This window comes from Neobacillus driksii (genome assembly GCF_013409995.1).
In the GTDB taxonomy this organism is placed as follows: Bacteria; Bacillota; Bacilli; order Bacillales; family Cytobacillaceae; genus Neobacillus; species Neobacillus driksii.
In genome coordinates this window covers 284,393-305,878 of record NZ_JACCBX010000002.1, presented here as the reverse complement: position 1 = coordinate 305,878, position 21,486 = coordinate 284,393, and the positions used below count along the sequence as shown (strand labels likewise).

General features: G+C 36.0%; 23 protein-coding genes and 1 pseudogene. 17 read left to right on the top strand and 7 right to left on the bottom strand.

What is annotated here, in order from left to right; translation table 11 throughout:
- Positions 1-9 precede the first annotated feature (9 nt).
- The 4 genes from iolB to F4694_RS04720 all read left to right on the top strand — a co-directional run bounded on the left by iolB (position 10) and on the right by F4694_RS04720 (position 4,889).
- Positions 10-816, top strand: a complete 807-nt coding sequence (gene iolB, locus F4694_RS04735; protein WP_179595746.1) for a 5-deoxy-glucuronate isomerase — start codon at positions 10-12, stop codon at positions 814-816.
- A 46-nt stretch (positions 817-862) separates the two neighbouring features.
- Positions 863-1,873: a 5-dehydro-2-deoxygluconokinase gene (gene iolC, locus F4694_RS04730; RefSeq protein WP_179595745.1), complete on the top strand. Its 1,011-nt coding sequence runs from the start codon at positions 863-865 to the stop codon at positions 1,871-1,873.
- 59 nt (positions 1,874-1,932) lie between these two features.
- A complete protein-coding gene (locus F4694_RS04725) occupies positions 1,933-3,390 on the top strand; it encodes a CoA-acylating methylmalonate-semialdehyde dehydrogenase (RefSeq protein ID WP_179595744.1) in 1,458 nt (485 codons plus the stop codon).
- A 153-nt stretch (positions 3,391-3,543) separates the two neighbouring features.
- Positions 3,544-4,889 (top strand): IS1182 family transposase gene (locus F4694_RS04720; RefSeq protein WP_257029127.1). Its coding sequence is split into 2 segments (ribosomal slippage): positions 3,544-4,108 and positions 4,108-4,889, totalling 1,347 coding nucleotides; the frame shifts between segments, so codons are not numbered across the junction.
- A 147-nt stretch (positions 4,890-5,036) separates the two neighbouring features.
- Here the strand turns inward: F4694_RS04720 and F4694_RS04715 are convergent.
- Positions 5,037-5,864 carry a formate/nitrite transporter family protein gene (locus tag F4694_RS04715; RefSeq protein ID WP_179595743.1) on the bottom strand — a complete coding sequence of 276 codons (828 nt, stop codon included), beginning with the start codon at positions 5,862-5,864 and terminating at the stop codon, positions 5,037-5,039.
- A 213-nt stretch (positions 5,865-6,077) separates the two neighbouring features.
- On the opposite strand from F4694_RS04715, the gene F4694_RS32915 reads away from it, so the two are divergent.
- From F4694_RS32915 to F4694_RS32005, 5 genes are all read left to right on the top strand, one after another.
- A complete protein-coding gene (locus tag F4694_RS32915; RefSeq protein ID WP_179595742.1) occupies positions 6,078-6,284 on the top strand; it encodes a glycosyltransferase in 207 nt (68 codons plus the stop codon).
- Between the two features lie 292 nt (positions 6,285-6,576).
- Positions 6,577-7,074, top strand: coding sequence for a hypothetical protein (locus tag F4694_RS04705; RefSeq protein WP_179595741.1), 498 nt, complete (start codon positions 6,577-6,579; stop codon positions 7,072-7,074).
- Positions 7,075-7,081: 7 nt separating this feature from the next.
- Positions 7,082-7,309: an oxidoreductase gene (locus F4694_RS32010; protein WP_306458381.1), complete on the top strand. Its 228-nt coding sequence runs from the start codon at positions 7,082-7,084 to the stop codon at positions 7,307-7,309.
- A 5-nt stretch (positions 7,310-7,314) separates the two neighbouring features.
- Positions 7,315-7,455, top strand: coding sequence for a hypothetical protein (locus tag F4694_RS32630; protein ID WP_306458380.1), 141 nt, complete (start codon positions 7,315-7,317; stop codon positions 7,453-7,455).
- A gap of 17 nt (positions 7,456-7,472) precedes the next feature.
- Positions 7,473-7,607: a hypothetical protein gene (locus F4694_RS32005; RefSeq protein WP_257029126.1), complete on the top strand. Its 135-nt coding sequence runs from the start codon at positions 7,473-7,475 to the stop codon at positions 7,605-7,607.
- Between the two features lie 27 nt (positions 7,608-7,634).
- On the opposite strand, the gene F4694_RS04695 is transcribed toward F4694_RS32005, so the two are convergent.
- Entirely contained in the window at positions 7,635-8,414 is a 780-nt protein-coding gene (locus F4694_RS04695; protein ID WP_179595740.1) for a GT-D fold domain-containing glycosyltransferase, read from the bottom strand.
- 261 nt (positions 8,415-8,675) lie between these two features.
- Between F4694_RS04695 and F4694_RS04690 the strand changes: the two genes are divergently transcribed.
- Entirely contained in the window at positions 8,676-9,446 is a 771-nt protein-coding gene (locus tag F4694_RS04690; RefSeq protein ID WP_179595739.1) for an NAD(P)-dependent oxidoreductase, read from the top strand.
- Between the two features lie 72 nt (positions 9,447-9,518).
- On the opposite strand, the gene F4694_RS04685 is transcribed toward F4694_RS04690, so the two are convergent.
- From F4694_RS04685 to F4694_RS32910, 3 genes and pseudogenes are all read right to left on the bottom strand, one after another.
- Positions 9,519-10,421, bottom strand: a complete 903-nt coding sequence (locus tag F4694_RS04685) for a glycosyltransferase (protein WP_179595738.1) — start codon at positions 10,419-10,421, stop codon at positions 9,519-9,521.
- Positions 10,421-11,542 (bottom strand): NAD(P)-binding protein, encoded by a 1,122-nt coding sequence (locus tag F4694_RS04680; protein ID WP_179595737.1) that lies wholly within the window; start codon positions 11,540-11,542, stop codon positions 10,421-10,423. Before F4694_RS04680 ends, F4694_RS04685 begins: the two co-directional genes overlap by 1 nt.
- 405 nt (positions 11,543-11,947) lie before the next feature.
- A pseudogene (locus F4694_RS32910) lies at positions 11,948-12,727 on the bottom strand (GT-D fold domain-containing glycosyltransferase).
- A 244-nt stretch (positions 12,728-12,971) separates the two neighbouring features.
- On the opposite strand from F4694_RS32910, the gene F4694_RS04665 reads away from it, so the two are divergent.
- The 3 genes from F4694_RS04665 to F4694_RS04655 are packed head-to-tail and all read left to right on the top strand — an operon-like array spanning position 12,972 to position 15,752.
- On the top strand, positions 12,972-13,697 hold the full coding sequence (locus tag F4694_RS04665) for a glycosyltransferase (RefSeq protein WP_179595734.1): 726 nt from the start codon (positions 12,972-12,974) through the stop codon (positions 13,695-13,697).
- 50 nt (positions 13,698-13,747) lie between these two features.
- Positions 13,748-14,680, top strand: a complete 933-nt coding sequence (locus tag F4694_RS04660) for a glycosyltransferase family protein (RefSeq protein WP_179595733.1) — start codon at positions 13,748-13,750, stop codon at positions 14,678-14,680.
- Entirely contained in the window at positions 14,670-15,752 is a 1,083-nt protein-coding gene (locus tag F4694_RS04655; protein WP_218895516.1) for a hypothetical protein, read from the top strand. The genes F4694_RS04660 and F4694_RS04655 overlap by 11 nt, the downstream gene beginning before the upstream one ends.
- A gap of 339 nt (positions 15,753-16,091) precedes the next feature.
- Here F4694_RS04655 and F4694_RS04650 read toward each other — a convergent pair whose 3' ends face one another.
- Positions 16,092-17,219, bottom strand: coding sequence for a glycosyltransferase (locus F4694_RS04650; protein ID WP_179595731.1), 1,128 nt, complete (start codon positions 17,217-17,219; stop codon positions 16,092-16,094).
- A gap of 40 nt (positions 17,220-17,259) precedes the next feature.
- Complete coding sequence (locus F4694_RS04645) at positions 17,260-17,955, bottom strand: galactosyltransferase-related protein (RefSeq protein ID WP_179595730.1); 696 nt, start codon at positions 17,953-17,955, stop codon at positions 17,260-17,262.
- 314 nt (positions 17,956-18,269) lie between these two features.
- Here F4694_RS04645 and F4694_RS04640 point away from each other — a divergent pair, with 314 nt between their 5' ends.
- From F4694_RS04640 to F4694_RS04625, 4 genes are all read left to right on the top strand, one after another.
- On the top strand, positions 18,270-19,043 hold the full coding sequence (locus F4694_RS04640) for a GT-D fold domain-containing glycosyltransferase (RefSeq protein ID WP_179595729.1): 774 nt from the start codon (positions 18,270-18,272) through the stop codon (positions 19,041-19,043).
- An 89-nt stretch (positions 19,044-19,132) separates the two neighbouring features.
- Entirely contained in the window at positions 19,133-20,062 is a 930-nt protein-coding gene (locus tag F4694_RS04635; protein WP_179595728.1) for an NAD-dependent epimerase/dehydratase family protein, read from the top strand.
- A 241-nt stretch (positions 20,063-20,303) separates the two neighbouring features.
- Positions 20,304-21,038: a glycosyltransferase family 2 protein gene (locus tag F4694_RS04630; protein ID WP_179595727.1), complete on the top strand. Its 735-nt coding sequence runs from the start codon at positions 20,304-20,306 to the stop codon at positions 21,036-21,038.
- Positions 21,039-21,051: 13 nt separating this feature from the next.
- On the top strand, positions 21,052-21,255 hold the full coding sequence (locus tag F4694_RS04625) for a hypothetical protein (protein WP_218895515.1): 204 nt from the start codon (positions 21,052-21,054) through the stop codon (positions 21,253-21,255).
- Positions 21,256-21,486: the final 231 nt, after the last annotated feature.

The following is a 21,486-nucleotide window of genomic DNA, read 5'->3' as shown; positions in this document are numbered from 1 at the left end:
AGAGTTTCTATGCAAAAAAAATTGTTATATAAATCTATCAAATCAGAACAACCATCACTTGTTCGTGTTATGCCAGAAGAATCAGGTCTACAGTTTGTTGGTTTTGAAGCGTGTAAAATTCAAAAAGGGGAAACGATTAAGAGAGAAGCCAAGGAAAATGAAATTTGTGCTGTAATTTTAAGTGGAAAGGTGAAAATTACTACGAAGGAACTGACATTTGATGATATAGGTAATCGATTGGATATTTTCGAAAAAATCCCCCCTTATGCTCTTTATGTGACTAAAGATGATTGTTGTGAAATGGAAGCCCTAACAGAAGTGGTCGAAATTGCATTCTGTTCTTCACCTTCAGCAGGTAGCTATCCAACGAGAGTAATCAAACCAGCGGATGTAGAAGTGATTGAAAGGGGTAAGGGTAATATGAAAAGGTATGTTCATAATATTCTTCCAGAAGATAGGGAGGCAGATAGTCTCCTAGTTGTAGAGGTATTTACTCCTGAAGGCAATTGGTCAAGTTATCCCCCTCACAAACATGATGTATTAAATTTACCTGTAGAGACCTTGCTCGAAGAAACTTACTATCATCGAATGAAACCAGATAAAGGTTTTGCATTTCAAAGGGTATATACAGACGATCAAAGCATTGATGCAGCTTTTGCCATTAAAGATGGAGATGTAGTTGTCGTGCCAAAGGGGTACCATCCTGTAGCTGCAAGCCCGGGACATGAACTATATTATCTAAATGTTATGGCCGGTCCTACGCGCTTGTGGAGATTCCATAACGATAAAGACCTTGAATGGCTATTAAATAAATAGCAAAAAATGGTGTAACTGATAGATTTAATGTGTGGAGGTAGATTATATGGATTCTTTAGTTTTTAAACACGATCGTTCATTGGATTTAATTGCGATTGGTCGTTTATGTATTGACCTAAATGCGAATGAAACACAACGTCCGATGGAAGAGACAAAGACATTCACCAAATATGTCGGTGGTTCCCCAGCGAATATAGCTATTGGTACTTCGCGTCTTGGAATGAAGGCTGGTTTTATTGGAAAGGTATCAGACGATCAAATGGGGCGTTTTATTCTACAGTACTTAAAAGAGAATAACATTCAAACTGATCATATTTTCACTGATAAGACGGGTGCCGTTACAGGTCTAGCTTTTACTGAAATAAAAAGCCCTACCGAGTGCAGTATATTAATGTACAGGGATAATGTGGCAGATTTGAAGCTTGATGCCTTAGAAGTTTCTGAAGAATATATAAAGCAATGTAAGGCATTATTAGTTTCAGGTACCGCATTAGCCAAGAGTCCATCAAGAGAAGCGGTATTTCTAGCATTAGAGTATGCAAGAAAACATGATGTAGTGGTTATATTTGATCTAGACTATCGACCATACACATGGGAATCCGAAACTGAGACTGCCATCTATTATCACTTAGCTGCAGAAAAATGTGATGTTATAATCGGAACCCGTGAGGAGTTTGATATGATTGAAAAAATCAGAAATTTTGGTGATTCTACTAATCTAGCTACAGCAGAACGGTGGTTTTCCTACCAAGCAAAACTCGTTGTAATCAAACATGGCGGGGGAGGTTCAATTGCCTATACCAAGGATGGCAGTCAATATCAATGTGGGATTTTTAAGACAAATGTACTAAAAACATTTGGCGCAGGTGATTCCTATGCATCTGCCTTTATATACGGATTAATGAATAGATTCAGTGTTTTAGAATCTATGAGGCTAGGAAGTGCAGCTGCATCAATTGTTATTTCCAAGCACAGTTGTTCCGACGCCATGCCAACATTAGATGAAATACAAGGTTTTATGGAAAATGCGGAAGAAGTATTAGCGACTGCAACCTAAAATGGAAAGATATATTACACTGAAATTGATCGATAATCATGAAAAGGAGAAAAATATTCATGACAAAAACAACAGTCAAAGTTGTACAAAATTATATAAATGGTGAATGGGTAGAGGCAACAAGGACTAAGACAGAGCCTGTCTATAATCCAGCAACAGGAGAGATCATTGCAAACGTTCCACTATCCACTAATGAAGATGTGGTAATGGCTGTAAAAGCTGCTCAAGAAGCATTTCAAAGTTGGTCTCAAGTTCCTGTACCAAAACGAGCAAGAATTCTTTTTAAATATCAACAAATTCTGGTCGATCACTGGGATGAACTTGCAAAATTAATTACCGTTGAAAACGGGAAAAGTTATAACGAAGCCCATGGTGAAGTTTTACGTGGAATTGAATGTGTTGAATTTGCAGCGGGTGCTCCTACGTTAATGATGGGTAAACAACTTCCAAATATTGCAACTGACATTGAGTCTGGAATGTATCGATATCCAATAGGGGTTGTGGGTGGAATCACTCCATTTAATTTTCCGATGATGGTACCATGCTGGATGTTCCCACTTGCAATCGCATGTGGTAATACCTTTGTCTTAAAGCCATCGGAAAGAACTCCTCTATTAGCAAATCGCCTTGCTGAGTTGTTTGAAGAAGCGGGATTACCAAAGGGTGTACTGAACATTGTGCATGGGGCACATGATGTGGTAAATGGATTACTTGAGGAAAAACAAATCAAAGCGATTTCATTTGTTGGTTCACAGCCTGTTGCTGAATATGTTTATAAAAAAGGAACAGAGAATTTAAAACGTGTACAAGCGTTAGCTGGTGCAAAGAACCATTCCATTGTTTTAAATGATGCTGATCTTGATCTTGCCGTTACGCAAATCACATCTGCAGCTTTTGGTTCTGCAGGAGAAAGATGTATGGCTGCTTCGGTAGTGACCGTTCAAGAAGGAGTGGCAGATGTATTGGTGAAAAAATTAAAAGAAGCTGCAGACAATATAATTATAGGTAATGGTCTAGATAGGGATGTATTTTTGGGGCCAGTAATTCGTGAAGGTCATAAAGAGCGTACGTTAAATTATATTGCTACAGGTGTTCAAGAAGGAGCACAACTTGTTCGTGACGGCAGAGAAGATGATGCAGTAAATGGAGAAGGCTTCTTTGTAGGACCAACGATCTTTGATGATGTTACAGAAGAAATGAAAATATGGCAGGACGAAATTTTTTCTCCTGTTTTATCGGTTATCCGTGTAAAATCTTTAGACGAAGCTATTAAAATAGCCAATAAATCTAGATTCGCAAATGGTGCCTGCATTTATACGAAAGATGGGGGGAGTGTTCGGAAATTTCGAGAAACGATTGATTCAGGAATGTTAGGTGTTAACATAGGGGTGCCAGCACCTATGGCATTTTTTCCGTTTTCTGGATGGAAAGATTCATTTTACGGTGATCTTCATGCAAATGGGACAGATGGTGTAGAGTTTTATACAAGAAAGAAAATGTTGACTGCACGTTGGTAGTCTAGTAAGAAACATAAAAAAAGCTGAAACGAAAACGTTTCAGCCCAGGCTGTCCAGAAACTCTCGATTGCCTTTTATTTTCCCTCAAATCTTTAACAATTCACCGCGTTAATCTGATATAATATAATTAATAATTATAGGCCGGTGGATTGAATGTATAAGCCAAAAAAAGAGATTCAAAATGAAGCAGAATTTGTTTTTATTGACGATTTGGTACCACAGGATCATCTTCTTAGAAAAGTTGATAAATACATAGACTTTTCTTTTATTGGTGAAAAGGTCCGTCCATATTACTCAGAAAAAAACGGGCGTCCTTCGGACCCTATACAACTTTTCAAGATGATGTTTATAGGATATTTTTATGGAATTCGTTCTGAACGCCAATTAGAACGGGAAATCCAGACAAACGTAGCTTATCGATGGTTCCTAGGATTAAAACTAAATGATCCAGTACCGGATCATTCAACTATAAGTTGGAATAGACGTACTCGTTTTAAAGAAACAAATATTTTTCAGGAGATTTTTGATCAGATCGTTTTTCAGGCCATTAACCACAAAATGGTTGGCGGAAGAGTTTTGTTTTCTGATTCTACCCATCTAAAAGCAAACGCAAATAAACATAAATTTACTAGGGTAGAAGTTGAAGTTGAAACACGTGAATACATAGAAGATTTAAACAAAGCAGTGGAAGAAGACCGAGTGAATCACGGAAAAAAGCTTTAAAGGATAAGGAGGTGAAGGAAACTAAAGAAATACGAAAGAGCACAACTGACCCAGAATGTGGATTCATGTCTCGCGATAATAAGCAGGAAATGTTCTGTTACCTTGATCATCGTACCACGGATATGAAATTTAATATCATTACTGATGCCTTTGTTACGCCTGGAAATGTCCATGATTCTGTTCCTTATTTATCCCGCCTCGATCGTCAAATCGAAAGATTTGGTTTTGACGTAGAAGCAGTGGCACTTGACTCTGGTTATTTAACAAATCCAATTTGTAAAGGTCTTAGTGATCGTAATATATTTGGAGTAATTGCTCATAGAAGATATCAACCCACAAAAGGGCTCTTTCCAAAATGGAAATTTCATTTCGATAAAGAACTTGATATCTATATATGTCCTAATGGAGAAGAATTGTCTTATAGTACCACAACAAGAGAAGGATATAGAGAGTATAAATCTGACTCTAAGAAATGTGCCAACTGCCCACTCCTGCAGGAGTGTACTAAATCGAAAAATACGCAAAAAGTAGTTACTCGACATGTATGGGAGGAACACAAAGAAAAAGTCCGCCTCAACAGGCTTTCTAAATCGGGTAAAATGCTTTATAAATTTAGAAAAGAAAAAGTAGAGCGAAGCTTCGCAGATTCAAAAGAACTGCATGGGCTTCGCTATGGCCGGTTACGGGGATTGCAAAATGCTAGTGAGCAGGTTTTACTTACAGCAGCCTGCCAAAACATGAAAAAGATCGCCACACACCTAGCTAAGCTAGCATAGGCGTGGCGATCTTTATGATTACTCAACTTTTTATTAAGCATTTAAGGAAAAGAAGACTTTTGGTTAAGAAAAAATACTACTTTCTCAACAATCTGAGCTGAAACGAAAACGTTTCAGCCTTTTATTATGTTGTTACAGTTAATCCGGTTAAATTCCAATTTTCTTTTCTAACATTCCAATCTTTTTAGTTCCTTCGATTAAAGTGTATTCATTCTTTTTGTAAGCAAACCAATACGCCATTCCGATAAAGAGCGCTCCGCCAACGGCATTCCCTAAGAAAACTGGAATAAAGTTACCAATATAATCCATCCATGTGAGATGTCCAGCAAAAATCGCTGCTGGTATGACAAACATGTTGGCCACAACGTGTTGGAAACCAATCGCGACAAAAGCCATGGTCGGGAACCATATACCCGCAATTTTACCCATCATATCTTCACTTCCATACGATAACCACACGGCTGCAGCCACTAGCCAGTTACAACCTATACCTGAGACAAATGCTTGAAGAAAGGTAGCCTCTACCTTATGTTCAGCAATATGAACTGTACTATCCAAATAAACGCCTGTTTCAGTTAATCCTACAATATGTCCGAAAAAGTAAGCAACGAAAATGGCACCCAAAAAATTGCTCACCGTGATGAGAAACCAGTTTTTCACAACTTGTTTTGTATTAATTTTATTTGCAAACTTTGCTAATGGAACCACCATCATATTTCCTGTGAGAAGTTCCCCGCCTGCGATTAATGTAAGGATGAGTCCAATCGGAAAGACAGAGGCACCTAGAATTGCGCTAAGTCCAGATAAACCCTCGGATAAGGGAGCTGTAACACGTATATATAATAGGAATCCTAATGAAATAAATGCACCTGCCTGGAAACCCAACAGCATCGTTGTTAATAATGGATAACTTGTCTTTTTTACTCCATTTTTAATTGAAATGTCTAATATTTGATTGGGTTTGTATAATGACATAACAGTATTTCCTTCTTTCTACCAGCTTGTATTGTGAAGAACATCACATATTGATTCGTCTTTATTTTAACGTAATACAGCATAAGAAGCTGTGAACATTTCATTAACTTTTTGTTTATTGAAGACCTGTCCACACTTTGCTGCTTTCCCCGGTGCGTAAGCTAATATAATAACGCGCAAAATGAAGCTTTTGGACTTGTAAATCTATAAGCCATGTCAACAGGTACCCCTGTTATTACTACGAAATCCGGTGGAATACCTGAAATTATTGAACACGGAAAAACTGGTTTTATAATAGATCCATCTAATATTCGAGAAGACTTGACTAAACACATCCTCAACTTACTATCAAATCCTTTAAAACTACAGCGAATGGGCAAGAAATGTGTTTTACGGATAAGAAACAATTTTACCTGGTAGCATAAGGTTGATTGACAGTTAAAGCTTTACCGACAAAAGCAGGAAGAATAAAATGTAAAAAACAAAAGTCACAGGCATTGCTGTGGCTTTTTTTTTGACTTTTAAAGTCACTTTTTTTGCATATATACCGTGGCTTCAAACCAGTCTTATGAATGATAAATTAATTATTTATTTAGGGTTTTGTTATTTTAAGAAAAAATACTAAAATAGATAATAAGTCTGTTTGTATTTTAATAGGTTATAATCAATATTATTAGTATTGTGTGGAACATTGGTATGGGGGAATGGTTTAATGGCTGCAGTGAAGTCGGTAAAAATTGATGGTGAAAATATACATATCTTTAATAGCGTGATCTATATCTTTGAGTCCCAATCGGGGTATACGCTTGAATTAGATTTAATTGTCAGCGAAGTTACGGTAAGAAAATATAAACAAGAGCAAACACTAATCATTGAGATTGAGCTTGAGGACGGTAGAAGCATAAATTCGATTATGCACCTAAAAACACTTCCTGGTGGATTACCACAGCTTAATTTATTTTGTGATTTAGGTGATATTGATGAGTATGAAGATTTTGATAGAGTCGATGAAAATAGTTCATGGTTTCCGAATGTAGAAAAAGGAATTACATTAGAAGAGATTAGAAAAGTTGAAATGCCGAATGAGAACATTAGCCTAAAATTAAATCTGCCTATCGATCAGGTTGAATGGTTAAAAAAGCAAAAAAGAGCTAGTTTAAATGAAATGGTAAAAGTGTTTATATCTGAATATTGGAAAAAACTAGAATAAAAGGTTAATGAAGGATTTATATCTTGTAGGAAGTGGAATAAATATATTATCGCATTATACTATTTTTATAATAAAGGGGTGGTACTCAAGGTTTCATGGTGTGGAAATCAATGTTGCGCATGGATTCTTAATACAAAATTTCATTTCTCCATTCTTCAATCAGCGTACAGCACAATGGGGAGGGAACCTTAAAAACCGCTTGCGATTTCCTCTCCCGGGGGTCCAGAAGTTATAAAAGTAATGGAGAAGCATGCTACAAAACCGTTTATTCTTGGATATAGAATTGCTCATGAAGAGTCTTCACTAGAGAATGGATTGCGAATAATCTTCGAATCTTCTTTAAAGAAGGATACATTGAAGAAGCTATCCATGATGAGTTAAAAGTTCTTAGGAGACCAGTGGATATAATTGAATCCTTTACTGCAGAGGAAATTCGAACGTTATTAGCAGTAATAAACACAGATACCTACACAGGATTTGGAGAAGCTTTGATTGTTCAATTTCTTCCTGATACGATGGTACGGATTTCATAATTCCGGCTCATAATGTTAAGAGCAAATTTACATTTTCATTAAGTTATCAAGGCCAATAATCTCATTAATAAAAGAATCGGTTACCACTTCATCAGTAGAAAACGTCTCCATACCTGAACCTATGTCAAAAGCTACTTTTCCATAATTTTGGGCAATATGCGAGGCAAGAATAACGGCATTAACCCCTGCTGAAAGAAAACATATGTCATAGGTGAAATCGTTTAGTTTTTCTTTTACATTCGGAATATCTTCATATTCATAAATTGGAATGGCGCCCACAATGGTGCAGCCTAAATCTTTAGCGTATTTCTCTTCAAGTGAACTCTTGGCTTGCGGAGCTCGGGAACCAATCAATAATACTCTTCTGCCTTTTAAAATTTGTTTGAATTTTTCTTCCTGCGATTTCATAAACACTCTTCGAATATTAGCCTCAAAGATGGTATTAGGCTGGATATTGTAGAGGGTGAACACTCGTTCTGTAATCGTTTTCGCGTTGGGTTCTAACGTATTATATCCAACTATATCTGCCGCTTTTACTGCCTCAAGGGCTTGTTTCTGTGCCTCGGGGTTAGGAAATCGAATGCCCCGATGATAAAATCCTTTCTTAATTCCTTTATTTGCAATTTTTGCTTCCCTGCGAAGGTGGGTTTGAAAGTTCTGTAAAACAGGATCGGAATTAAACATGCCTTGACCTATTATCACCGCTTCTGTTTGTCCTACTGAAATGATGGAACACGGTTGTTTTTTATTTAGAGAATCTAGAATACGGTCCATTAATTGAGCACTGCTTAGTTGTTTTGTATCCATACGTTCTTCCCCTTCAAAGTAAAGTAAGTGCGCATTTCTAATAAAATATGTTGGTTATGGAATGAATGTGAACAAAATAGGTCTTTATAAATTGTCAAAGAAAGAGGGGAGTCAGCAGGCAGATACACATGGAATTTTAAAACCATTTTGCCCAAGGCAATAACACTCCGGGTGAATAAATTAATTAAGACAGATTACTATTGAATTTATTTAGAAAGGTAATTACTGGGATAACATTACAATGGTTAGGGATGTGATTATTTGGTAAGAGCCTTAATTGGAAACACGGGTTTAGTTGGAGGAAACCTTTTAAAACAAACGCGATTTGACAGGCTATTTAATTCTAAAAATATATCTGAAGTTCGAGGGAACGAATTTGAATATGTAATATGTGCTGGAGCTTCAGGTGTTAAATGGAAAGCTAATAGGGAACCAGAAAAAGATTTGGAGAACATTAAGAGTTTAACTGACAATCTTCAGTCAATTAAAGCCAACAAGTTTATCTTGATTTCCACTGTGGATGTGTACCAAAGCCCCCTAAATGTGAATGAAAAATCTCCAATATTATTAGAAGGTTTAATTCCATACGGGAGGCATAGGAGATATCTCGAGGAATTTGTGCAAAATAAATTTGCTAATCATTTAATTATCCGGTTGCCGGCTTTATTTGGGCATGGTCTAAAAAAGAACTTCATATTTGATTTAATTCATAACCATTGTCTAGAATGGACACATAAAGATAGTAAATTCCAATTTTATAATCTAGAAAATCTTTATAACGATATTCAATTAGCAGAGGATCATCAACTCAAGTTACTAAATATTACGTCAGAACCCCTGTCTGCACAATTGGTAGCAAAAGAATGCCTTGGTATTGATTTCCAGAATGAAACCAAGGGAGAGCCAGCGAAATATAATGTGAAAAGTATGCATTTCCCTGTTTTTGGAGGAGAGAATGGATACTTATATTTAAAGGAAGCGGTTCTCAAAGACCTTAAGGAATTCATCCACCTGGAAAGATCGAAATTCTGACCAGGCCCCAAAAAAGCACTTGAGAAAAACCATTTGTTTTTCTCAAGTGCTTTTTTGTATTTGATATTCCAATTATGATCGCTTAATATGAAAGATTTGGTCTCTTTCCTTATAGACTTTAATCTGTTTTATTTGATAGGTCGATTGATATTGATTCCTTAATAGGAACGAGAGATACATCATTTTAATAAACAAGAAGAACAAAAAGCCCAAAAGGATAAATAAATCAGAACCGTACCTTACAGTGAAGTAAGCGAATGGTATAAGGAATAGACACAGAGCGATTAAAAAATATCTAAGTCTAAAATAGAGTAATTTGAAATATAGAGCGTTAAAAATTCGATCTTTACTGTGAGTATATATTTTTACATTGTTAACAGGGGTATAGTTGATGGCCGAAAATGCATATCCCGACAAGGCGTATAAGGAATCCCTAAAAAGATTTTTATTAATCTTTTTAATCCTTATAAAGGTCAAAATTTGATTAATTGCTCTTCTTGAAATCACTTTTATAGGTCCACTTGGTAAGTTCTTAGGAAAATGAATAAGCCTGTTGACTAATATCCCTGAAAAAGAATTCAATGCACTTTTTTCCTTTGGCCGTGCAAAGATGATATCATAGCCTGATTTGGTTTTTATAAACATTTCCTCAAGTAAAGTAACTGGATAATTGCAGCGAACTGAGTCGATTTCAAATACATAATCCCCCATAGCCCTATCTAATCCGGCAATCATTCCATTTTCCAACCCATGCCGATAGGCCAAATCTAAAATGATAAAATGACCATTAAGATCACTAACTTCTTTTTCTAATAATGACAGATTCCGTCCCTTTATTGAATCATTAACTAATAGAATTTCATAATTAGCAAATGTTTGATTTACATAGGGTGTTATTGTCTTCAAAAAATGAGAAATACAGCTTTCCTCTTCATTACCAATATAAACAACAAAAGAAACGAAGGTTTGAATCATTACAGCACTTCCTCTAGATCATAAATCGTATTTACCTTACCCGATAATATAGTCATAAAATATGGATTTTTACTATGTTCTTGGAATAGCGTCGGTCTTGCATCGTCGATTTCGGAACTTGAGATAATCGTTTTAATGGCAAACAGGGACCTAGCAAAAGAAAAGTCAACTTGTTCATTAAAATACATTTTTGCCTGTTGTTTCATATATGGCCATGAGCTCAAAGGTCGAACCGGGCAATCATTACAATTTTTCAAGTCAGTTGGAGTACAATCTTCTCTGAAATCCTGGCACTTAAATGTCGGCAATGATTCGTTGGAAGGACAATGAGGTGTATATTTGACAGAAGATAGGGAGTGAAGGCCTGTTAACCCAAAAGGCATCAAGGAAAGAAAAGGACCATCCATGATCGTTAATCCAACATTTTCGAGAAATTGATTAGGCTGTACAAGAATCATTTCGCATAACTCATATTTTAGTGGAATAAAAGGTAAATTGAATTTATCCAAAATAATATTAGTGGAAGCATAGGTGGCATTAAGGACTGCAGGGGTCGAGATGGAAAGATCATCCTTAAACGAAAGTTTATATTGGCTATCGACAACCTCTGCTTCAATTAAGTTTAATCCCCAAAAAAAGGATACATGCTTTATTTGTTTTAGTTGTTCTAAAAACCAATCCCTTATTTTTTCCGAATCAAATGAAAATTCGTCTGTTTCAAAAGCGGCTTCTACTCGGTTTTTATTAAAATAGATTCCTGGCTTTATGCTCTTTAAGGGAATATCAATATAATCACAAAAATTTTCAAATTGGGTTGGACTCACTAAGGAATCAGAAATGGATATCCCGTATATTTTTGTAAACTTATTATTTATCGCAAAGGAAAAATCATTACAAAACCTCTCGTAATTCAAAGTAGATCTAATGGCTGTAGATATACTTCTTGGATAATGATAACCTTTATGAATCCTTGCTTGATTAATATAGCTTGCCCTTTTAAAAGGGGAATCCTCAATATCAATTAAGGCTACTTGATGTTTTTTTTTAGCTAACAAAAGGGCAGCGTACATTCCAAATATACCTGAACCAAATATGACATAATCAAATTCCTTGTGTACCATTAATTCTCTCCTTTGACGTTCGTGACTTCATAGCCTCGTTCATTTCCACCTTCTTCAGCAACCCATAATAAGGGTTGTGTGGGTTTCAATCTCTTCACCCTCTTTTTTTTGCTATGTTAGCCTGGATGTTGACTTTTTTAACACACAGCTTTTTATTTTTATGAGTCATTTTCTTAAGTAATATATGCATGTCTATCTGTAATGCCATAGATAAAAGCTCTCTTTCCATGTTCCATTCATCCTAAAGTTAGATAATTGAAGATCTTTCTTTACGTTCTATGACTTTAACCGTCAGAAGCAAACTTCGTACCAGCGTGATTTCCAGGACCGTGACTCCCTTAACAACGACTTTCCCTTGTTAAGAGACATCAGCTTACTCTTGCCCCTAAATGTTTAAGACCAAAATTACATTTTCATCAAGTTATCAAGGCCGATAGTGTCATTAATAAAAGAATCGGTTACCACTTCATCAGTCGAAAACGTCTCCATGCCTGAACCAATATCAAATGCTATTTTTCCAAAGTTCTGGGCAATATACGAGGCAAGAATAACGGCATTTACCCCCGCTGACAGAAAACAAATGTCAAAGTTGAAACCGTTTAGCTTTTCTTTTACATTCGGAATATCTTCATATTCATAAATTGGAATGGCGCCCACAATGGTGCAGCCTAAATCTTTAGCGTATTTCTCTTCAAGTGAACTCTTGGCTTGCGGAGCTTGGGAACCAATCAATAATACTCTTCTGCCTTTTAAAATTTGTTTGAATTTTTCCTCCTGCGATTTCATAAACACCCTTCGGATATTGGCTTAAAATATTTCATTTGGCTGGATGCTGTAGAGTGAGAAAATTCGCTGAGTAATCGTTCTTGCATTTGGTTCTAGCATGTTATAGCCAATGATATCTGCCGCTTTTACTGCCTCTAGAGCTTCTTTCTGTGCCTGGGGATTAGGGAATCGAACCCCCCGATGATAAAATCCTTTCTTAATTCCTTTATTGGCAATCTTTGCTTCCCTGCGAAGGTGGGTTTGGAAGTTCTGTAAAACAGGATCGGAATTAAACATATCTTGTCCGATTACAACCGCTTCCGTTTGTCCTACAGATATGATGGAAGACGGTTGCATATTATTTAAACACTCCAAGATTTCGTCCATTAATTGAGAACTGCCTAATTGTTTTGTTTGCATACGTTCTTCCCTTTCCAAGTAAAGTAAGTGCGCATTTCTAATAAAATATGTTGTTTAGGGAATGGATGTGAACAAAATGGTGTTTATACATTTTCAAAGAAAGAGGGAATCAGTAGGCAGAAACACAGGGAAAATTTAAAACCATTTTGCCTAAGCCAATCACACCCCGGCTGAATAAATTAATTAAGACAGATTACATTTTGTATTGCTCGGATACAACATTCATTTTAGGAGGTCAATAAATTTGAAGGATATTTCCATTCTCATTCCTTACAGGCCAGATAATGGACCGCGGGATAAAGCATTTGATTGGGTGAAGAAGTTTTACCAGGAGTTCCTGCCGGATGCAGAATTATGTATAGGCAGTTGCAAATATCGAATGTTTTCCAGGTCGCAAGCCATAAACGATGCGGCATCCAAAGCAACAAGAGACGTTTTTGTCATTGTGGATTCAGATGTTTTCTTTAACCCAAAACTTATTGAAAAATCAGTTGACCTATTAGATCAACATCCATGGGTCATTCCTTTTGACAAGGTTCATATGATTTCCGAAAAAAGTACTCTTGAACTATATAAAACAAAACCTGAAGTCCCGCTCAAAAAAGAGCTGGAATGGACTATCAAAAGCGGGCATCATGGATTTAATATTGTTCCCAGAAAGTATTTTGAGAAAGTAGATGGATTTGATGGAAGGTTTTGTGGCTGGGGTGGAGATGATGATGCATTCGCTTATTCAATGAATACGATGTGTGGTGAATATAAAATATTAAATGAAGCAATTTTCCATTTATGGCACCCTCGACGAAGCGGGCAAGGCTGGCACCCCCGAAATAGAAGAAAAGACGAAATAACGGGGGATAATTTTGATTTATTTAAAAGATATAAAAGGGCAAATGGAGATCCCCGGGCGATGCAGCGTCTTATTGATGAAAGAAAAACGGATCAGTGTGGACAATGTTATGAACTCTAACCGATTTTTCCATGGGAAAATGAATCAATTCATATTGGGGGGGATCGCTGTTGAAAAAGTTAAACATTCTTGTTATTACCGGTGATTTCAGCAAATATGTATCTCCAGAGTTTCATCATTTATTAAATGAAGTGGGAAAGTTATCAGAGTTAACACTTTGGCATGAACCTGGTGATATAAAGGATATCCTTAACACTCTCCCATCACGCCCCGATTTTATTTTTATCAATGAATTTGGTGAAACCAATACACCAAAGGTGTCCGGACTAGAATCATTAGACATCCCATTCGCTGTCAATATGCACGATATCCATTATCATAAAGCGCAACGAAGAGAACAACTGAAATCTTTAAATGCAAGAGCGATCTTTATTTATTATCGAGACAAATTTGAGGAATGGTACCCAGAGTATGTAAGTAAAATGAGATGGTTGCCGCACCATGCCAATACTAATATCTTCAAAGATTATGGGCTGAAGAAAGAGATTGATTTTCTTTTAATGGGTGCAGTACATTCAAGAATTTATCCATTGAGATATAAAATTCTTAAGACCATGCAGAACAAACCCGGTTTTGTTTACCATGAACATCCTGGTTACCGCAATATCGAGAACCATGAAAAATACACCACATTTGCTGGTGAAAAGTATGCAAAAGAAATAAATCGGGCCAAAATCTTTTTTACATGCAATTCAATATATAAATATACGGTAATGAAATATTATGAAGTTCTCGCATGCAAGACATTATTGTTAGCGCCTGTCTCTCCAGAAATCATTGATTTAGGATTGATTCCAGGTAAACATTTTGTTGCTATAACGGAAAAGGATTTTCTAGAAAAGGCTGAGTATTACTTGCGCCATGACAAAGAAAGGGAAACAATCGCTCAAGAAGGGTATCAATTCGTTCGTAAACAGCACTCCACTGTCCAGCGTGGACGTCAGTTTGTAGCGATGATTAAAGACCTTCTAAGTGAATCATGAAATGGGAGCTGATAATATGAAATCGCATCCTATAGAAGACATTACTTCCTCTGAGATGACTAAGCTTCTAGGATTAAAACATGCAGAAATTGTAGACCGGGAATTAATTCTTAAAAACAGTGACACTAAAAAAATTGAGAAAATTAGATTGAGGATAAACTCAGGAAAAGATACAAAGGATTATTTCGTTAAATATGGAACCACACCTTCATTTATAAAAGAAATATTATTTTATGATGCACTTTCTCAACCAGTAAGAGACCACATAACTAAACTATTTTCATATCAATTTAACCCAGCAAGATATATCATGATTTTTGAATGGATAGATGGGGGAAATCCTGATTTTTCGAACAAAAATGTTATCTCAAACGTTTTTAGGGATTTAGGAGTTTTTGCAGCTAGCTATGAGGATCCCATTATTAAATATCAACACGGCAACGCAGGTGCCCTTTTAACTGGAAATACTCATTATGGTAAGGATAAGGTAGAAGATCTGGTTAATGATGTATTTGTAAGGAAAGAAAATTTTAATATCTTCTTGGAATTATCCGGACTAGCAAAAAGAAAAACCAAATCGGTTAACAGCATAGGCGGAGAAAAATTGGCAGTATTTCTAATGAATTGCGAAAATGGGTTAATTGACCTTATTATAGATACCATTTACCATATGCCTCTCACCATTCATCCGGGGGATGTATCTAAATTTAATCTGTTAATCAGAGAGCCGAATAATCAAACAGTGGTTTTGGATTATGAAAATATCAAAATAGCCCCAATGTGCATGCTGATGGAATACATTGGCGAAAAGGATATTCATGTTCCTTCGGAGAGCCTTTCAACATTGGCTCTGCAATCATATTTGAATGGCTGGAATTTAAAAACCGAAAATAAAATCGATTGGAGAAGCTTTTATAATAGTTACATTTGTAGCAGGATCATGTACAAATTCTATCTATTGGGGTGGTGGCTAAAAAAAGAAGGTTCAAAGAGGGATCCAGGGAGGGAATGGATCTTAAACCATGTAAATGATTTATCTTTTCTAATAGATCAGATCGAAAAAATTAATTAAAAATCATAATAGAATCACTGGGATCTTCCTCCCACCATTATTTTTCTGCAAAAAAGAGTAACGTTCACATATGAAAATAGGGACATCTGTCGTGTGCAAGGACTTTTTTTAAAGTAAAATGGTTGCAAAATTTGAATCTGTCAAGGTAGAAGGCACTCCGCATTATATACTTTCAAATAGGAAAGCGGGAACTGGGTTGGAAACCTTCTTATACTCTTGACGAAGGACTAAAGGAAACTGTCTGCAGCTTAATGAAGACTGACTTTATGAAGTGATAGTCTTGTAGACTGAACAACTGCAAACGGATAGCCATATTGCTATCCGTTTACAGTAGAAATATTATCTCAGTATGTCTGGATTCATATGTTGTTTGTAAACCTGAAGCAAATCATTTGTTACTCGTTCAATACTAAACTTATTTTCTACAAGTTCGCGGTTTTTCTTAATGTTCGTAATATCTGATGATGAATCGGACAGGAAAACTTCTGCAATGTCTTTACAAAATACTTCTTTAGAAAAAACTGCTTTTCCAGCATGATCACCAAAATGCAGCAGACAAGCCTCATGAAAGTTGTTTGGGGTAATGAAGCCGACATATCCTGCCGATCCAACCGCTATGACTTTTGTTTCACAGGCCATAGCTTCTAATGCAATTCTCCCGGTACCCACTACACAATCTGAACCGCGATAAATTCTTTCCATGTCTTTTCTTTCACCTAGCACATGAATAAAGTTCTCCCCGTTTTGTTTATTGATTTTGTTTACTTCGTCCTTTATTAAATTGAATCTTCGTTTGTTATTGGGACTGCCGCCAACTATCGCCACATGCATGTTGGAGAGGAATTTTTCCCGTATCGCGGGACATGTTTTGATAAATGCGTCACATAATTTGAATTTTTTTCGATTGCCAAGTCGTGCAGCGTAAACAATAAGAGGGGTATCAACAGGAATTCCTAATTGAAATTTAAGGCTGTGCTGATCACGATTACAATGATATTTTTTCATATCGATTCCGTTATGAATCAAAGTAGAAGGAATTCCTTTAGCATCCAACCAGTTCTTAATAGGGGAACTTACACTAACAAAAGCCGTATTTTTATGATGTAATTTGGAAAAAATATCATAATAGGTTCCATGAACGGTATAAATTAATGGAAGGTGAAGCTTGCTGGCGGCATGATCAGCTAACTCTGCAGATTTATCATGGGTATGAATGATGTTAATTCGATGTTTCAAAATGATTTTATGCACTTCTTCTAATCTATTAGCTGCCTTTAAGGAACCAATATACACGGGACAGCCTAGTGAAGTAAAATCTTCATGAATATTTCCGCCCGAAAAACTATATATGGTTACATCAATCCCGCATTGGATTAACTGCTTTGTTAAAGAGAGGGTATGAGTTTCTGTCCCGCCGATATTCAGACATTCCAACATCATTAATATTCTTATTTGGGAATGAGTCATAATCGTCCACCTTAATATTGACAATTCATTCATTTTTCCTCTAGTCTTTTACTCTTTCATTAATAATACTAAGCATCCTTTTCTTGCTTTTTCCCGCATCAACATAACGTTTTAGCAGAGCGCAATTCGCCTGGTAATGGGGATTGCTTTTCGTTCTGACTCTTGGGTGCCATAAATGGAAAATATCTGTATCCAGCCTTAAATAAGGACCGCAAATGGTGTTGACTGAGTGGCCAAAGGCATCATCTTCAGCTCCGTACCCTAGGAATCTTTCATCAAATCCTCCTACTGCTTCAAAGTTTTTGCGCGGAATAATATTTAACCCACCCACAAAATTACGTGCTCCTGCATCTGCCGTTTTAGATACTTCAAAATGAATTCGTGGAGGCCAGGAAGGACCAGTATTTAAGAGTTCATTTGTACTTTTTTTTGAAATATGTTTCACACGGGAATAAGGTATGATCCACGCATGTTCATTGAGGAGCTGGACGGACTTATTAATGATATCAGGATTTAAAATAATATCCGCGTCAGCAATTATAAAAATATCCCCTGTTGCTTGCTTTGCAGCATTATTTACTGCTTGTGCTCTGGAAAAAAGAGGTGTGGTGCAGTCGCTGATACAAATTTCAGTTTCCGCAAGCATTTTTTTGTAAAATGCTTTTACCCAGCTAAACGCCTGATCCCTTGGGCCATTATCAGGTCTATAAGGCATAAGTATCGATAATTTTCCCATAACAGCCTCCAAAATTTAAAAAAATGATAATAATGAATGAAAAGGCTCTGTTCTTTAGATTAGGTATAGTTGTAAAGTTACCAATGATTTTCAGATTGTTAACCACCCGTCAACTTTATGATATGCGTATAGAAGGTTAATGGTTTACGTTGGGTGATTTTATCATTTTAAAAAAATAAAGGATTAGCCCAATAACTTAAATTGCATCTTTCATAAGGTATATAAAGACGTACAAGTTATAAAAATTCGCCAATTAGCCTTGTTAAAGTAATCTGTTAACAGTTGGAAGAATTTCAAAAGGATGGGAGAAGTAAATGAAAGATGCACAACTATTAAATAGCGAAATGCTTATGGATAAAATTTTGTTTGCTTTAAACAATAAAAAACCACTTTCAGTAATATCAGTTGGTGCAACAGAGTCTTTTGTCATGGCACAATATACTATCTTTTCCGAGGAAGAGTTTATGAACCATCCGGAAGCACGTGTAGCTAACAAGGGGATAAAAGCAGGACTTAAACATCGAGGAGTCCGGTTCCCAAATATAACGCTGCGTGATGAGGTTGTAGATGCAGTTCGAAAAGCTGATATTATTGGGTACAACACAATTGTAAAAACCATGGATGCTGGACTATTAACGGAGAAGGTATTTGAAGCTTATGATATTAATCCACATTATATATTCGAAGCAAATCTTCGGCGTGTTTTTATGTTCTCTCAAAAAGAAAAATTTGAAGAAATGTTACGAAATAAAAATATTTTATTAATTAGTTCGATAGCTGATAAGGCAAGAACAGGACTTAATAAAAGATTAAAAGACAACCTAAAGTTCAATATTGTGGGGACCATAAGTATTTATGAATATGAAGATATTCCAAGGGTTAAAGATGAAATTTCAAAATATAATTTTGATCTTGCATTAATTGCTGCAGGGACAAATGCAATCATTATTGCTTCCCATATTGCTGGTGAATACGGAAAAGTGGCAGTTGACATAGGTTCTGGGATGAAGAGTTTATATACGGATAAAATTGTAAAGGATCGATGGCTAAAAAGTATTATTGGTCTGGACAATATTATGAAAATGTAATTGGTTGCAGGATATCTGTATTAATATTAAGCTCCCAATTCAATAAATTTAGTAATAAGGGACTAATCTATAGAATAGGAGGTGTTCGTATGAAGGTTTTAGTAACAGGTGGGTTGGGGTTTATTGGTTCGCATATAGTTGACGGTTTAATTGGGGAAGGATACGACGTGGTTGTAGTCGATAATATGGTTTCAGGAATAAGGAAAAACCTTCATTCTCAAGCGACATTTTATGAAATGGATATCAGGGATCAAGAAATCGAAACGGTTTTCCGGACTGAAAAACCGGATTGCGTCATCCATCAGGCGGCTCAAGTTTCAGTACAGCATTCAATGGAAAATCCATTATATGATTGTTCTCAAAATATTATAGCTACAATTAATCTATTAAATGCATGTAAAAAATTTGGAGTTAAAAAATTTATTTTTGCCTCAACTGCAGCTATTTATGGTGTGCCAGAAGATGTTCCCATAAAAGAAGATCATAAACTAGGACCGCTTTCTTTTTATGGTCTATCCAAGGCTACTTGTGAAGAGTATATTCAAAGATACTGCAAATTATACGAAATAAATTATACCATTTTAAGGTATGCCAATGTTTATGGACCAAGACAAAGTAAGGATGGAGAAGCAGGAGTCATTACCATCTTTATCAATCAATTAATGAACAAAAAGCCAATTAATGTATATGGAGATGGTAAACAAACTAGAGATTTTATTTATGTAAAAGATGTTGCGAGAGCTAATATCTTAGCTTTAACTAGAGCACATAATAAAACCATTAACATCAGTTCTAATAAAGAAACTTCACTAAATCATTTAATTCAAGAACTAACTGTACATTTTGGTGGAAATAAGGACATTATAATCAATTATCTTGATAAAAGACCAGGCGATATCTCTAGGAGCTGCTTGTCAAATGTAAGAGCAAAAACAGATTTAACCTGGGAGCCTACACCCGAATGGGATCTTTCAGGTGGTATAGCTGAAACAATAAAGTACTTTAATTTAAATAACTGATTACATTGAAAAGCTTATTCCAATTGATGTATGAGTTTCTTTTCCTTTATGGAGAAGTGCATTCCAAAGTTAGAGGCTTGTCTTTTTATTGGTTATCTCCTGGGAACGCATAAGAGTGATATGGGTTAAGAAACATATATTATCGGTAAGGATTGTTTGGAAAGTCTCCACTAGGAGAGATTATTTTAATCAAAGCACGGAACGTGAATTATACAAAAGAGGGTTTGGGAGGAATAGTCAAATGAATAAAGAGGATGAATCGATGATTGCCGAAGAGCCAATATCCATCATCTTAGCAACAAATCGACCTGAATCTTTCGATACCATATTTGCTAACTATGAACGACAACTGTGGAAGGAAAAAGAGCTTATCATTATATTAAACAATGATAATATGGATCTTGAAACTTGGAAGAAAAAAGCCACTGTTTATGAAAAGGTATCTGTTTTTCAGTTATCTGAAGAAACATCTCTTGGGGATTGTTTAAACTTCGGAGTAGAGAAAGCAAAATATACCTACATTGCCAAAATGGACGATGACGATTATTATGGTCCATTGTATTTAACAGAAGCAATCACAACGTTGAAACAATTTAACGCAGATGTTGTTGGAAAACGAACGTGTTTTATGTATTTAATTCATGAAAAGGAGTTAAGGCTGAGGTTTCCTGGAAGGGAAAAACGTGAGGTTAGCATCCTGCAAGGAGCAACGATCTTTACTACAAAAAAGCTGCTTCAATTAATTCCATTTGGGAAGAAAAATCTTGGCGAATGTCTGCACTTCCTAAAAAGATGCCAAAAAAAGGGACTTAAAATTTACTCTTCAAGCTGCTATAACTTCGCGATATTAAGAAATCATGCTCAATCCCATACATGGCGCCCTTCAAGTAAATATCTATGGAAAACATCAAGATTATATACACGTACAGAAAACTTCGGGGAAATAGTGAATGCCCCAACTAATAACGAGCATTAATACCAAGTTTGGTATGAAAGAGACAGAAAGTAAGCTCGTAATAAAAGATGAATCCTTGTTGCTGCATAATAATTATTTTCAGGCTCCGTTTGAAATCCTTGCATCGTCCTCCCTTATAAAAGAACTGGAAATCCCCGAGGATATAGTTTTCCAATTGTTAATCATGAAAGAACGGCCAACTGTTGGGCTTCTATTGGGTGAAAAAAATCAAAAATAGAATCTCGACTACATGAAAAATACCCTGACTGGTTTTGTGAGTATGAGAATATTGGCGGAATAGTCATTCCCTTTTCAACTAGGTCCATAAATTGGAGAAAAGGATTGTCCTGGCATGATTTATGATTCGGTCCTGAGAGGTACGGGTCTGCGCCAATTCCTTCTAGTAAATATAGAAGTAATTTAAAATCCAGCTAAAGTCATATTAAAGTTAGCAACCCTTTCTAAAGGT

Bases quoted from the DNA above. Each gene is read 5' to 3' on its own strand.
- F4694_RS04685 (WP_179595738.1), bottom strand. From the start codon at position 10,421: ATGATTCAAACCTTCGTTTCTTTTGTTGTTTATATTGGTAATGAAGAG.
- F4694_RS04630 (WP_179595727.1), top strand. From the start codon at position 20,304: ATGAATAAAGAGGATGAATCGATGATTGCCGAAGAGCCAATATCCATC.
- F4694_RS04725 (WP_179595744.1), top strand. From the start codon at position 1,933: ATGACAAAAACAACAGTCAAAGTTGTACAAAATTATATAAATGGTGAA.
- F4694_RS32915 (WP_179595742.1), top strand. From the start codon at position 6,078: ATGTCAACAGGTACCCCTGTTATTACTACGAAATCCGGTGGAATACCT.
- F4694_RS04715 (WP_179595743.1), bottom strand. From the start codon at position 5,864: ATGTCATTATACAAACCCAATCAAATATTAGACATTTCAATTAAAAAT.
- iolC (WP_179595745.1), top strand. From the start codon at position 863: ATGGATTCTTTAGTTTTTAAACACGATCGTTCATTGGATTTAATTGCG.
- F4694_RS04705 (WP_179595741.1), top strand. From the start codon at position 6,577: ATGGCTGCAGTGAAGTCGGTAAAAATTGATGGTGAAAATATACATATC.
- iolB (WP_179595746.1), top strand. From the start codon at position 10: ATGCAAAAAAAATTGTTATATAAATCTATCAAATCAGAACAACCATCA.
- F4694_RS32630 (WP_306458380.1), top strand. From the start codon at position 7,315: ATGGAGAAGCATGCTACAAAACCGTTTATTCTTGGATATAGAATTGCT.
- F4694_RS04650 (WP_179595731.1), bottom strand. From the start codon at position 17,219: ATGACTCATTCCCAAATAAGAATATTAATGATGTTGGAATGTCTGAAT.
- F4694_RS04695 (WP_179595740.1), bottom strand. From the start codon at position 8,414: ATGGATACAAAACAACTAAGCAGTGCTCAATTAATGGACCGTATTCTA.
- F4694_RS04635 (WP_179595728.1), top strand. From the start codon at position 19,133: ATGAAGGTTTTAGTAACAGGTGGGTTGGGGTTTATTGGTTCGCATATA.
- F4694_RS04645 (WP_179595730.1), bottom strand. From the start codon at position 17,955: ATGGGAAAATTATCGATACTTATGCCTTATAGACCTGATAATGGCCCA.
- F4694_RS32010 (WP_306458381.1), top strand. From the start codon at position 7,082: ATGAAGGATTTATATCTTGTAGGAAGTGGAATAAATATATTATCGCAT.
- F4694_RS04640 (WP_179595729.1), top strand. From the start codon at position 18,270: ATGAAAGATGCACAACTATTAAATAGCGAAATGCTTATGGATAAAATT.
- F4694_RS04680 (WP_179595737.1), bottom strand. From the start codon at position 11,542: ATGGTACACAAGGAATTTGATTATGTCATATTTGGTTCAGGTATATTT.
- F4694_RS04625 (WP_218895515.1), top strand. From the start codon at position 21,052: ATGAAAGAGACAGAAAGTAAGCTCGTAATAAAAGATGAATCCTTGTTG.